Annotated in this window: 12 protein-coding genes; 5 read left to right on the plus strand and 7 right to left on the minus strand. The window is 33.9% G+C overall.

The window, feature by feature from the left end; genetic code table 11:
* The first annotated feature begins 18 nt into the window (after positions 1-18).
* The gene (locus tag AC1EUY_RS04220; protein ID WP_480194255.1) at positions 19-2619 is read left to right on the plus strand and encodes a DUF5689 domain-containing protein; all 2601 of its coding nucleotides are present in this window, start codon (positions 19-21) and stop codon (positions 2617-2619) included.
* A 200-nt stretch (positions 2620-2819) separates the two neighbouring features.
* Here the strand turns inward: AC1EUY_RS04220 and AC1EUY_RS04225 are convergent, their stop codons facing one another.
* A complete protein-coding gene (locus AC1EUY_RS04225) occupies positions 2820-4124 on the minus strand; it encodes a sensor histidine kinase (protein ID WP_480194256.1) in 1305 nt (434 codons plus the stop codon).
* A 189-nt stretch (positions 4125-4313) separates the two neighbouring features.
* On the minus strand, positions 4314-5270 hold the full coding sequence (locus AC1EUY_RS04230; protein ID WP_480194257.1) for an endonuclease/exonuclease/phosphatase family protein: 957 nt from the start codon (positions 5268-5270) through the stop codon (positions 4314-4316).
* Positions 5271-5331: 61 nt separating this feature from the next.
* Between AC1EUY_RS04230 and hflX the strand changes: the two genes are divergently transcribed.
* Positions 5332-6534 carry a GTPase HflX gene (hflX, locus tag AC1EUY_RS04235; RefSeq protein ID WP_480194258.1) on the plus strand — a complete coding sequence of 401 codons (1203 nt, stop codon included), beginning with the start codon at positions 5332-5334 and terminating at the stop codon, positions 6532-6534.
* 21 nt (positions 6535-6555) lie between these two features.
* Here hflX and AC1EUY_RS04240 read toward each other — a convergent pair whose 3' ends face one another.
* The 5 genes from AC1EUY_RS04240 to AC1EUY_RS04260 all read right to left on the minus strand — a co-directional run bounded on the left by AC1EUY_RS04240 (position 6556) and on the right by AC1EUY_RS04260 (position 10269).
* Positions 6556-7677 (minus strand): CNNM domain-containing protein, encoded by a 1122-nt coding sequence (locus AC1EUY_RS04240; protein WP_480194259.1) that lies wholly within the window; start codon positions 7675-7677, stop codon positions 6556-6558.
* A 260-nt stretch (positions 7678-7937) separates the two neighbouring features.
* Complete coding sequence (locus AC1EUY_RS04245; RefSeq protein WP_480194260.1) at positions 7938-8867, minus strand: DUF3078 domain-containing protein; 930 nt, start codon at positions 8865-8867, stop codon at positions 7938-7940.
* Positions 8868-8948: 81 nt separating this feature from the next.
* Positions 8949-9473 (minus strand): DUF2480 family protein, encoded by a 525-nt coding sequence (locus AC1EUY_RS04250; protein WP_480194261.1) that lies wholly within the window; start codon positions 9471-9473, stop codon positions 8949-8951.
* 19 nt (positions 9474-9492) lie between these two features.
* Positions 9493-9813: an iron-sulfur cluster assembly protein gene (locus AC1EUY_RS04255; protein ID WP_480194262.1), complete on the minus strand. Its 321-nt coding sequence runs from the start codon at positions 9811-9813 to the stop codon at positions 9493-9495.
* A 30-nt stretch (positions 9814-9843) separates the two neighbouring features.
* Positions 9844-10269, minus strand: coding sequence for a SufE family protein (locus AC1EUY_RS04260; RefSeq protein WP_480194263.1), 426 nt, complete (start codon positions 10267-10269; stop codon positions 9844-9846).
* Positions 10270-10344: 75 nt separating this feature from the next.
* Here AC1EUY_RS04260 and AC1EUY_RS04265 point away from each other — a divergent pair, with 75 nt between their 5' ends.
* Genes AC1EUY_RS04265 through AC1EUY_RS04275 form a run of 3 tightly spaced genes read left to right on the plus strand, consistent with a single transcriptional unit; the run spans position 10345 to position 13742 of the window.
* A complete protein-coding gene (locus AC1EUY_RS04265) occupies positions 10345-11271 on the plus strand; it encodes a PfkB family carbohydrate kinase (protein WP_480194264.1) in 927 nt (308 codons plus the stop codon).
* 43 nt (positions 11272-11314) lie between these two features.
* Positions 11315-13213: an amidophosphoribosyltransferase gene (locus tag AC1EUY_RS04270; protein WP_480194265.1), complete on the plus strand. Its 1899-nt coding sequence runs from the start codon at positions 11315-11317 to the stop codon at positions 13211-13213.
* A gap of 43 nt (positions 13214-13256) precedes the next feature.
* On the plus strand, positions 13257-13742 hold the full coding sequence (locus tag AC1EUY_RS04275; RefSeq protein WP_480194266.1) for a hypothetical protein: 486 nt from the start codon (positions 13257-13259) through the stop codon (positions 13740-13742).
* Positions 13743-13771: the final 29 nt, after the last annotated feature.

Below are 13771 nucleotides of genomic sequence, written 5' to 3' on the forward strand. Positions count from 1 at the left end.
CAATAAAAAATGAAAACAATGTATAAATTCAAATATCTGATCATCGCTTTCTTAGCTGTTGGTCTTTTTAATTCGTGTGTTGAAGATGACGATTTTGGTATTCCTCCAGTTGTATGTAATGACACCGAAAGTGCAAATAAAACTGTTCAAGAAGTTTTTGATGCAACAACCACCACTGCAACGCAATATACTGCTGATGATGTAATAGAAGCGTATGTGGTTTCAAGTGATCAAGGAGGTAATTTCTTTAAGAACTTACATTTACAAACATTAGATGGCTCTAGAGGTTTTAGTGTTGCTATAGATCAAACAGATTTATATACAATTTACAATCCTGGTAGAAAAGTATATGTAAAATTAAATGGTCTATATACACAAATTGATTTTGATGCTTTAGAAGTAGGTGCTCTTTTTGAAGATAGTGTAGGTAGAATTTCTGAAAATGCTTTTGGTGAAGTAATCATCAAATCGTGTGACGAAGTTGCTGAAGAAGACTTAGTAAATAAAATTAGTATTAGTGATATTAATGATAATTACTTGAATACACTTGTTGAATTTTCAGGAGCTCAATTCGAAGAGTCTGCTATTGGTAAACCTTTTTATGATGAGGAGAATGTATTGGGGGGCGCAACAAATTATGACATACAAGATGCAAGTGGTGCGACAGTTATATTTAGAACGAGCTCATTTGCTGATTTTGCAGGAGCAACAGTATCAGGTCAAAACGGAACGATTCGTGGTGTTTTAACAAAATTTGCTAGCACATATCAGCTTTTAGCAAGAACTGCAGAGGATATTAATTTAGGCGGAGATAGAGTCCGTATAGGATTTGCATCAAGCGTAACGGGAACAAAAGTTTCAATAGCAGACACCAGGGCTAAATTTACAGGTTCTGACACCAATATAACCGATGATGAATTTATAGAAGGTATCATTACGATGTCTGGTGTTGATGAGGATAATATTTCAAATAGAAATGCTTTCATTCAAGACGAAACAGGGGCTATTGCAATAAGATTATCATCTGCAGGAACTATGGTAAGCGGTGACCAAGTTAAGGTTAGCCTAAAAGATGTTGTACTAAGTGAGTTTAGAGGACTTTTACAAGTAAACGTAACTCAAAATGAAAACATTGAATTGGTGGCTGATGGTATTGATTTACCTGCTGCAACATTAATTTCTGTTGCTGACTTGTTAACAGGTAATTTTGAATCTCAACTTGTACAGGTGGAAGCTGTCCAGTTTGAAGCTGAAACAGGTACTTTCTCAGGAAGTCAAAATATAACAGATTGTTCAAATACAGTATCTATATTCACAAGTAGTAATGCTTCTTTTGCTGATGCAACTTTACCAACCGGTAACGGAACTATTGAAGGTATTGCATCTGTGTTTAATGACCCACAATTAATTCTTAGAAATGCCGAAGGTACGGCTGGATTAACTGGTGAACGCTGTGAAGTAACTGGAGTAAAAACAGACATATCAACGGTAAGAGCCTTATTTACAGGTTCAAATACTGATATAACTGAAGCTTTAAAAATTCAAGGTGTGGTTACTTCTGATAGAACTACAGGAACTGTCACAGGAAGAAATTTGTTTATTCAAGATGGTACAGGCGGTATTGTAGTGCGTTTTGATACAGATCATGCATTTGATTTAGGTCAAGAGATTGAAGTCGTTATTCAAGGTGCTACTTTAAGCGAGTTTAGAGGATTACTTCAAGTGAATGCTCCTTTAACTAATGCCCAAAGTGTTGGTGCGGGAACTTTACCTGCTCCTGCTTTAATAACGATTACGCAATTACTATCAGGAGACTTTGAAAGTCAATTGGTACAAATTGATGGTGTTCAATTTGATGTAGAGAGTGGAACTTTTGGTGGATCGAATACAATAACCGATTGTACTGATAACTTCTCGATTTTTACAGATAATAATGCAACATTTGCCAGCGAAACATATCCTACAGGTAACGGATCTATTATTGGTATTGCTTCTGAGTTTGATTCGCCACAGTTAACGTTAAGAAATGCTAGTGATGCAGTCGGTCTTACAGAAACACGCTGTACAACAACTCCTAGTGGTACTACCTCAACTAAAATATTTTTCTCAGAATTAGCAGACCCTAATAACAATGCAAATGCAAGGTTTGTTGAATTGTTTAATTCTGATTCTGAGGATTTAGATTTAACCGGGTGGGTAATTCGAAGATATACCAATGGTAATACCGACTTTACATCTACCATCGACTTAACGGGTAGTGTAATTAAAGCTGGAAGCACTTTTGTGATTGCAAAAGACGGTACTGAATTTCAATCTGTTTATGGATTAGCTGCCGATTTGGTTTCAAATACTGCTGTTGTTGATTCTAACGGTGATGATAATTTAGAATTAGTAGATCCTTTTGGAACCGTAATCGATGTTTTTGGTGTTCCTGGTGAAGATGGTACTGGTACTAACCATGAGTTTGAAGACGGACGTGCTAATAGAAAAGCTACGGTTACTGAAGGAAATGCTACCTATACTTTTGCTGAATGGGATATTTGGAACGACTCTGGTGATGCCGGAACCACCAATGAGCCTCAAGATGCTCCAGGTAATTTTACCCCAGGAGTTAGATAATAAGAATCTATTTATAAGCAAAGCCCTCAAGGATTTCTTGGGGGTTTTTTATACCTAAAATAGAAAGAGAAAGACTGCTATCTTTGCAACCCTTCTCTTTTCTCCCCTTTATATTATTTTTACTCTTTGTTATTACTAACACTTCAAAAGTACAACTCGATTAATCTTATGTATTGTTTTTTCGATAAATGGCACCTATATTACGTTCGAATGTTTACTTCTTTCGACCCTTTAAACTTAGGCAGACTAAAATAAAAAGTAGTTCCTTTTCCTTTCTTACTCTTTAACCAAATTTCTCCTCCATTTCTATTGATTATTTTCTTTGTGATGGCTAAGCCTAATCCAACCGAACCTTTTTTTCTTTTCTCACCTAACTGTTGAAATAACTGAAATATTCTTTCAAAGTATTTCTCTTCAATTCCAGGTCCATTATCCTTAACAAAAAAGAGATGCGTCGTTTCGTTACTTTCATAGTTAATTCGTATTTCTGTTTTCTTCTTATCATTATATGAAATAGCATTTTGAATTAAGTTGTGAAAAACCTGAAAAATCTGCGCTTCATCAAAATAAATTTTTGGAAGTTTTTTTAATGTAATTATTTCACAGTTTTTATTCTTATGAATAGCTCCTATTTTATGAATAAGTTTTTGTACTGAGACTTCCTTACGAGAATCATACGTTTCATTTTTAAGAGAATAGTTCAATACTCCGTCTATTAAAAGGTCCATTTGATAAACTTGCTCCTTTATGGTTTCTAAGTTCTCATTTGTCTGTTGGTCAAACTTATCTTTATTATCTTCTAACAACCAGCTTGATAGCGAATGAATATTTCTTAAAGGAGACTTTAAATCATGCGAAATAACCGATGCAAAATCTTCTAAGTCTTCATTTTTTTCAAACAATTCTTTCGAATAATTCTCTAAATCTTTAGTTCGTTCTTGAACTCTCTTTTCTAATGCATCACTAATAAACTCTAAATGTTCTCTATGCCTTATAATATTGTTAACCACTAAAAAAGAGAAGGTAAAAATGGTTGTAATTGATATTATAACTGCGCTTTCGGTTATAAAATCAACATCGGTATTTGTTACACACCAAAGAATATGAAGAAATTCGGTTCCTGAACAAATTAAAAGCAAGAATCTGCTATTAATTAATAATAGCGATCCAAAAAAAACAATATAGGTTCCTAATAAAAAATCTGTAGAAAATTTATTTAGACTCGTCATATAAATAAGGTAATGACCAAAAAAGAAAAGTGGAAGAAATATAAACCAGCCGTAATTTTCAAGAACCCAATTCTTTTTTGTCATAGGAGCTAGAGCAGCCATAATAAAAAGTAAAGAAAAAATATTTCTTGCCCATTTTATTTCTATAACATTTGGGTTCGCATAATTAATTAGTAGGGAGTAGAAGTATAGGCCAACACCAATTAAAGCCAAAACAGTACTTGCCCATTTTATTTCACGTCTATCGAGTCTTCCTAAATCTTTAAATTTACTCATTATCGTTATAAAATGAAAAAAGAAGAGACTTATGCAGTTATAGCCCTTCTTTTTTCTCCCCTTTATAATATTTTTTACTCTTTGTTATTGCTAACACTACAAATATATAACCTAATCAAAGGTCATTATATTCTTTTCGATAAATGGTAACTTATAAACGTTCAAATACTTTTTTATGAGGTTAATAAACTAATACGCTTTATACTCTAGTGTAATATAAACTGGGAAATGATCGCTGATGCCCCCTTGGTACCATTTACCAATATAGGTTCGAAAAGGACTTCCTTTACGTTTCCCTTTCCACTGTTTTAAAAAGTGTTCATCAAAGATTTCGGCCCTTCTATAAACCAACCCTTCATGCTCAATAAAAAAGTTTTTACTTATTATTATTTGATCAAATAAATGCCAAGCTCTTTCGTGTGTGGCAGTACCTCTACCCTTATCAAAAAGTGATTCAAAAGGGTTGTAAAATTTTTCGGAAACCAAATGATGTTTTAAACTAGGGCTATTCGGGTTATCATTAAAATCTCCTAAGATTAAAATCTTTGCATCTGTTGTTTCCGTATAAATTTCATCAATAATTTTATGATTGTTTTTGGCTGCGATAATACGTTTATATTCGGTTTCTTGAGTACCTTTTCTTCGTGATGGCCAGTGATTAATAAGCACATACATTAACTCACCTTTTAATTTCCCTTTTACAAGTAATATATCGCGCGTATAATCACGCTCTCCTTTACTATTGTATAGTAATAGAGAAAACGCTTCTGATTTTATGACTTCAAAATGTTCTTTTTGATAGATCAATCCAACTTCAATACCGCGTTCATCATTAGAATCATGATGTACAATATCATAATGGTATGGAGCGAGTTCTTTGGTATTAACAAGATCTCTCAAAACGGTATCGTTTTCTACCTCTGCAACGCCTACAAGTACGGGGGGAATTTCTATATTTTCTGCTCCAATTTGAGAAATAACTGATCCTAATTTTTTTAGTTTTCTACTGTAGCGCTTTTCATTCCATTTTTTCCTTCCTTCTGGTGTAAAATCATCATCCAAAGTGTTGGGATCATCAATAGTATCGAATAGATTTTCTAAGTTGTAAAAAGCAATAGTATATAGATCTTTTATGTTTTCTTTCAAGATAGTGCGTTAAAAGGGAACGAAAAGTACAAAAAATCGCTAAACTTTATACCTTTGCCCTATGATAGAAAAGAAAAGTTTAGATTTCGAAAAAGCGGTTTTAGTTGGTGTAATTAATCAACATCAAGACGAAGAAAAATCTAAAGAATACTTAGATGAATTAGAGTTTTTAACCTTTACGGCTGGGGGTCAAGTAGTAAAACGTTTTACACAAAAAATAGATGCGCCAAATCCTAAAACCTTTATTGGTACTGGTAAAATGGAGCAGGTTCAAGAATATGTTGAAAATAATGAAATTGGATCGGTAATTTTTGATGACGAATTAACACCTGCGCAACAGAAAAACATTGAACGCATTTTACGTTGTAAAATACTAGATAGAACGAGTCTCATTTTAGATATTTTTGCGCAACGTGCACAAACACATTATGCCAGAACTCAAGTTGAATTGGCGCAATATCAATATCTGTTACCTCGCCTTGCCGGATTATGGACGCATTTAGAAAGACAACGTGGTGGTATTGGTATGCGTGGCCCTGGTGAAACAGAAATAGAAACCGATAGACGTATCGTACGTGATAAAATTGCCTTACTAAAAAAGAAGCTCAAAACCATCGATAAGCAAATGGCTGTGCAACGCGGAAATCGAGGAAAACTAGTACGCGTTGCTTTGGTTGGATACACAAATGTGGGAAAATCAACACTTATGAATGTTGTGAGTAAAAGTGATGTTTTTGCTGAAAATAAACTCTTTGCAACCCTAGATACTACCGTACGAAAAGTGGTTATTCGAAATATTCCATTTTTATTATCTGATACTGTAGGATTTATAAGAAAACTGCCTACACAATTGGTAGAATCGTTTAAATCAACCTTAGATGAGGTGCGCGAAGCGGATCTTTTATTACATGTTGTTGATATTTCTCATGCTAACTTCGAAGAACACATTGAGTCTGTGAATACCATATTAGACGAAATTAAAAGCTTAGATAAACCGACACTAATGGTTTTTAATAAGATTGATTCTTACACACATGATACCATTGATGAAGATGATTTGGTAACAGAAAAAACAAAAGCACACTTCACACTCGATGAATGGAAAAAAACATGGATGGCACAATTAGGTGATAACTGTTTATTCATTTCAGCGTTAAATAAAGAAAATCTAGAAGAATTTCGGGAAAAAGTTTTTGAAGCTGTAAAGAAGATTCACATTACTCGTTTTCCATATAATGACTTTTTATATCAGGAATATCAATAGGTTCTTCTGCAGTTTTAAATATTAGCTTTCAGTATTATCCTCATTAATAATCCCTAATCGTTTCGCACGTTTCTCCCAATTCTTACGGGCGAGTTGTTGCATATCTGAATCTTTGTCGCTCTCATCCATAATTTCAAGACCTAATAAGGTTTCAATAACGTCTTCCATGGTGACCAAACCACTAACAGAACCATATTCGTCAACAACCAATGCGGCATGCTCTTTAGCTTCAACTAGTGTTTCAAATAATGTTGGAATTGGTGTATTTCTATCTACGATAGTAATAATTCTATTCAAATCTTTTAATTTTTTAGCATCGTGATCTTCAGCTACCTCTTTAAAAATTTCGTCTTTTAACACATAGCCTGTTACGTGATCTCTAGTACCTTGATAGATGGGTATTCTTGAAAAACGCAACTCTTTATTTTCATCAAAAAAGTCTTTAACCGTTTGCTCTTCTGACGCCATTTTTAACACTGTTTTGGGCGTCATAACATCTTTTGCCAACACCGACTTAAAATTCAACAAATTCTTTATTACTGTAGATTCTGATTCTTCAAAAACACCTTCCTCTTGAGCAATATCAGCCATGGCATGAAAATCTTCTCTGCTTAGTACACTACCATGATGACCTTTACCTCCAATAAGCTTTGTAGTGAGTTGTAATAGCCACAAAATGCCTGTCCATTTTAGTGGAAATATTAAGACTTTTAATGCCTTTGTGGTAAAATTAGCTAGTTGTTTCCAATAGGTAGCACCAATAGTTTTTGGTATAATCTCAGAAGCTACTAATATCAAAATTGTCATTATTGAAGAAACCACACCTACCATGATATCTTCAGTCATTTCAATCCCTAAAAAAGTTCTTGCTTTTGAACCATACAATTCTACATACGCAACTTTTGCTTGTACCCCAACCAAGATAGCACCAACCGTATGTGCAATGGTATTAAGCGTTAGAATAGCTATAAGGGGTTTATCAACATCTTTTTTAAGCTCTTCTAAAGAATTTGCATACTCTTTTCCTTCAGCTTTTTTAACATTAATAAAAGTCGGGGTAACGCTTAGTAATACTGCTTCTAGAATTGAACACAAAAAAGAGAAGAAAATCGAAATGATTGCATAAAAAATGAGTAAGCCCATATGGTCGTTTTGTTTAATGGCTAAAGTAACAAGAATTCAGCGCATAAAAAAAGTCCAGAAAAAAATCTGGACTTTCAATTTTATTACTAACTATATTGTATGTCCGTTTTATGTCATCAATATATTTTAAAGCGTCATTCCGAATTTATTTCGAAATCTCATCATTCAATAAATCAAGTATTTACAATGAGATCCTGAAACAAGTTCAGGTTGACGAACACCTTTTATGACTCTTTACGGATAATCAAAATAATTATCGATTAAAGAGAATAATTTAAACCAAATAACCAATATGATTGTACTTTGTTGTCAACATCATTAAATGTTGCATTAGGTATTGGGTCGATTGCTCTAGTTTGTAAATTATTCAATCCTTCTTGCTTGTTTCCTCTTAAACCGAATTCAAACCCTAAACCAATTCCTTTCCAGAAAGTATAACCGAATGAATTGATCCAAGTCCAGTTAGATAAATCTCCACTTTTATAACTCTGAAATGTAGATAAGTTAGACTTAAAGTTTACTGGGCCCAATTTATCAGTATAATCTGCAACGATCTTAGCACCTAAAGATGAGTCAAATACAGCCTCGTTATCAGCAAAAACAAAATTATAGTTTAACGGATGTATAACAACTACTAAGTTTTGAAGTGGTGTCCATGTTGCTCCCACACCTAAGTCTAAAAACCCAGGATCATTAAAATTATTGATAATTGATGTTCTATATTCACCCAAAGCAGAAACTGCCCATGTATCACTTAATTTATATCCATAAAGAGAATTAATCGTGAATACATCTGTTGTTCCGTCAAAATCTTCGCTGTCAGTTTCAATATCTTTATTATCATTCTTTACCCAAGCTAAGTTGATATTACCCGAGTTTCTCCAGAAAAAATTTTCTCTATCAAGATTTGCAAAACCATTAACTGTAACACCTATGTTACCAGTAGAAGAGTTTGGTGCCGTATTAGAATACCAATCGTTAAAGCCTTGAAGATTTGCACCAATAGTACCAAAAGCTCCTTTTTTCCAACCAGGGTATGTATCTAGTTTGCCTTGAATGGCATCTGCCTCGCCTTGAAGTTTCGCAATTGAATCTTTCTTAGCTGTTAATTGAGATTTCAATTCTTCCTTTGTTTGAGCGAATGATGCTACCCCTAACATCATAGCAAATACAAATACTAATTTTCTCATTGTTAAATGTTTATAATTAATTTTTTAATTTATTGCGTGCAATATTACGCTATTTTTATAACATAGACACATCGTGTCGTGTTAAGTCACGTCAATATTTACTTTTTTCTTGTATAAAGGCACAGTAGAACATGCTTCACCAAACATAATCGATTTGACTACGGGTAAAAGTTTTTCAACAAGCTGCACTGATGAAGTTTCTGGTATTGGCTTATTAGAACAGCCTTTAATGATTACAGGCTTGTCTCTATAATTTTCAACATTTATTGTCTCAATTATTTCTTGAAAAATAGTCGTTTCAAGCAGCGCTAAATCACCCACTACAATTTTTTTTGCAAAGTGACCTAATCGAGTAGTAATTAATAAATAGGCCCATGAAGGTATAATTGCATCTGTACTACAGGTTAATGCTACATAACTATTTTCATATTGTTGCCAGTTGTGACTTTCTAGACTTAGGCGAAAATCTTTTTCTCGTAATAATAAGCCTTCGTATAACCATTCTGAAATGTCAAGCGATACTCTTTTTCCTTCAGGATAAAAGTCTTCAAGGTCTATGGTGGCTAATTTGCTCTGGGAAACTCTATTGACAATTTCTTCTGCCATTTTTTAATTATTCGAAAGTCTATAAAAACCCAAGTTCTAATTTTGCTTCTTCACTCATCATATCTTGAGTCCAAGGTGGATCAAAAGTAATCTCCACTTCAGCTTCATCTATTTCACTTAACTGTTTTACTTTTTCTTCAACCTCAACAGGTAGTGTTTCTGCTACTGGGCAATTCGGTGAGGTTAACGTCATCAATATTTTCGCCTCTTTGTTTTCATTTACAAAAACATCATAGATTAACCCTAACTCATAAATATCTACTGGAATTTCAGGATCATAAATAGTCTTTAATACATCTACAATCTTGTCTCCGACTTCTTGAACTTCTACTGCTGTCATAATCCATATTTTATTACTACAAATGTACTACTATTGCGCTAATTTTGCCTGAAAAGCGACTGCGTATAGCTTAATCTGTTTCAACATAGAAACCAACCCATTCGCTCTTGTGGGGCTCAGATGCTCCTTTAACCCAATTTCATCGATAAAATCAGTATCGGCTTTAATAATCTCTTGTGGCGTATGGTTAGAAAAAGCTCGCAGCAATAAAGCCACCAACCCTTTTGTTAAAATAGCATCACTATCTGCCGTATAAATCACTTTATCTCCATTCAACTCACCTTGAAGCCATACTTTCGATTGGCAACCCTTAATGATATTATTTTCAATTTTAAATTGTTCATCAATTAAGGGTAATGACTTCCCTAAACCTATTAAATGTTCATATCTTTCCATCCAATCATCGAACATTGAAAACTCATCTACAATTTCTGCTTGTATTTCTTTGATAGTCATTTTTTAAACTTATTTTTGCACAGCTGGAGGCTGTAATAGCATATAAGACGGCAAAATTACGTTAAAAAAACAAGAATGGGTAAATTATTAGCAGTTGGTACCGTAGCTTTCGATGCCATTGAAACTCCTTTCGGAAAGACTGATAAAATATTAGGTGGCTCTGCTACTTTCGTAGGATTAGCCGCTTCTCAATTTGGTATTAAAACTGGTATTGTTTCTATTGTCGGTGATGATATGCCTCAAGCATACCTCAAGATGTTAAATGATCGCAATATTGATACTTCGGGGATAGAAATTGTAAAAGGAGGAAAAACGTTCTTTTGGAGTGGTCGTTACCATAATGATATGAACTCCCGTGACACCTTGTTGACTGAACTCAATACATTAGAAGATTTTAATCCTGTAGTACCCAATGCCTTTAAAGATGCGCCAGTTGTTATGCTTGGTAATTTACACCCACAAACACAAGCATCTGTGCTAGATCAAATGTCTGAAAAGCCTAAATTAATCATTTTAGACACTATGAACTTTTGGATGGATTCTGCCTTAGAAGATTTACTCAAAGTAATAAAGCGAATTGATGTTATTACGATTAATGATGAGGAAGCTAGACAGTTAAGTGGCGAATATTCATTGGTAAATGCCGCTAAGAAAATACATGAGATGGGACCAAAATATGTAGTTATTAAAAAAGGAGAGCACGGAGCTTTACTATTTAATGAAGATAATATGTTTTATGCACCAGCCTTGCCTTTAGCTGAAGTGTTTGATCCTACAGGAGCGGGAGACACATTTGCTGGTGGTTTTGCTGGATATATTGCTGCTACCGAAGATATCTCGTTTGAAAATATGAAAAATGCTGTGATTTATGGTTCTAACTTGGCTTCTTTCTGTGTAGAGAAGTTTGGTACAGAGCGCATGCAAAACCTCACAAAGCAAGAAGTACAAAAACGTTTAATTGCATTTAAGCAGTTAACACAGTTTGAAATTGAATTACATTAATATATCCGCGCCATTAAGTGCGGATTTTTGTTTATAGTCATTTATGAGCGACGCTATAAAGCACGAATGTGGTATTGCCTTAGTTAGATTACTAAAACCACTAGATTACTATCAAAAAAAATATGGTACATCATTCTACGGAATCAATAAGATGTATCTAATGATGGAAAAACAACATAACCGTGGTCAAGATGGCGCAGGGTTCGCAAGTGTAAAATTCGATGTGCCTCCTGGTACTCGTTATATAAGTAGGGTTCGTTCGAACAAGCAAGCCCCTATACAAGATATTTTTGGGCAGATTAATGAACGTTTAAATACTGTTTTAGAAAAATATCCTGACAAAGTGAATGATGCTGAATGGCAATTAGAAAATATGCCTTATGTAGGTAATATTTTCTTAGGACATTTGCGTTACGGTACCTTTGGTAAAAATAGCATTGAAAGTGTACATCCGTTTTTGCGCCAAAATAACTGGAAGCATAAGAACCTCATTGTTGCTGGTAACTTCAACATGACCAATGCAAACGAATTATTAGAAGAGTTAATAGAACTAGGTCAACATCCAAAAGAAAATACCGACACTGTGACTATTATGGAAAAGATTGGTCATTTTCTAGATGATGAAGTACAGAATTTATATCAAAGTTGTAAGGAAAGAGGGATTACAAAAAAAGATGCTTCTCCAGTTATAGAAGAAGAGCTAGATGTAAAAAATGTTCTGCAGCGTGCTTCTAAAAACTGGGATGGTGGGTATGCTATGGTCGGCATGATCGGTCACGGTGATGCTTTTGTTTTTAGAGACCCTTCAGGTATTCGACCGGCGTATTATTATAAAGATGATGAAGTGATTGTTGTTGCTTCAGAAAGGCCTGCCATTCAAACGGTTTTTAATGTAGATTATAATAATGTTAAAGAGTTAGAAAGAGGGCATGCTTTAATCATTAAAAAGAGCGGAACTGCTACTGTTGAACAAATAAAAGAGCAATTACCCAAAAAATCATGCTCTTTCGAGCGGATTTATTTTTCTAGAGGTAATGATGCAGAAATCTATGAAGAGCGTAAAAATTTAGGGAAATATTTATTCCCTAAAGTATTGAAGGCTATTAATAATGATGTAAATAATTCAGTATTTTCATATATCCCAAATACAGCCGAGACTTCTTTTTTTGGAATTGCGCAAGCTGCCGATGCTTATTTGATTGAAAACAAATTACAGACAATTTTAAAAGGACAACGCTCTATTTCTGTCGAAAAAGTAACTGAAGTTTTAACTGAACGAGCCCGTATTGAAAAAATAGCCATTAAAGATGCCAAACTAAGAACTTTTATTGCAGATGATTCGAGTCGTGATGATCTCGTAGCACATGTTTACGATGTTACCTATGGCGTTGTTAAACCTACAGATAATTTAGTGATTATCGATGACAGCATTGTTCGAGGCACCACGCTTAAAAAGAGTATTATTAAAATTTTAGATAGACTAAATCCTAAAAAAATAGTTGTGGTTTCTTCTGCTCCACAAATTCGATATCCCGATTGCTATGGCATTGATATGGCACGCATCGATGAATTTATCGCTTTTAAAGCGACTATAGAATTACTTAAAGATACAGATCAATACCATATTGTTGAAGAAGTATATCAAAAATGTAAAAATCAAGATACTGTTCCTGACAATGCATTAGAAAATTATGTGCGTGCTATTTATAAACCTTTTACCGCAGAACAAATATCTAATAAGATTGCTCAGCTATTAAGAACAGAGGATATAAAAGCTGAAGTAAACGTTATTTTTCAATCTATTGAAGGTTTACACAAAGCGTGTCCAAAAAATTTAGGTGATTGGTACTTTACAGGAAAATATCCTACCATAGGCGGAACAAAAGTGGTAAATAGAGCATTTGTTAATTTCTATGAAGGAAACAAACGTCGTGCTTATTAAGTTTTGGCACTTAATTTGCTATTTTAGTGCTTAAAGCAGACATATGAAAAAACTAAAATTACTTTCGTTACCTTTATTTTTTATTCTGATGAGCTTCTCTCAATGCGAAAATAAAAAGTTTGACAAAAAACCTCCTGTTACCATTACTAACAGTACTTTTCAAGAATGGACGGGCGGTCGACCAGGAGTAAAAGGGGTTTTGGTTACTATTACCCTTAAAAAACCGTCGGCAAGCATCACTTTTGATTCTCTTTATTTTAACAATAAAGTAGTAAAACTTGATACCTCAAAAAGCAATAACCGATTCACTTTATCTGCAAATTTTATCGATAAAAAATTACCTCCAAGCGATATGATTATTTCTTCTGATCCTAAAGAAGAATTTGGTAACAGACCTCCTTCAAAGCAAAAAGAAATTCCTTTTAAGATAGCCGAGAATGAAGCTGTTGTAAGCTATATAAAAAACGAAGAAAAGCGTTATTTCATAATTAAAGATCTAAAAAAAGCTAAGGCTATTTTCTACCAATAATTTTTTTTGGCATAGCATTTGATTTCTAT

It is taken from the genome of Maritimimonas sp. 2210JD6-3 (assembly GCF_056591795.1).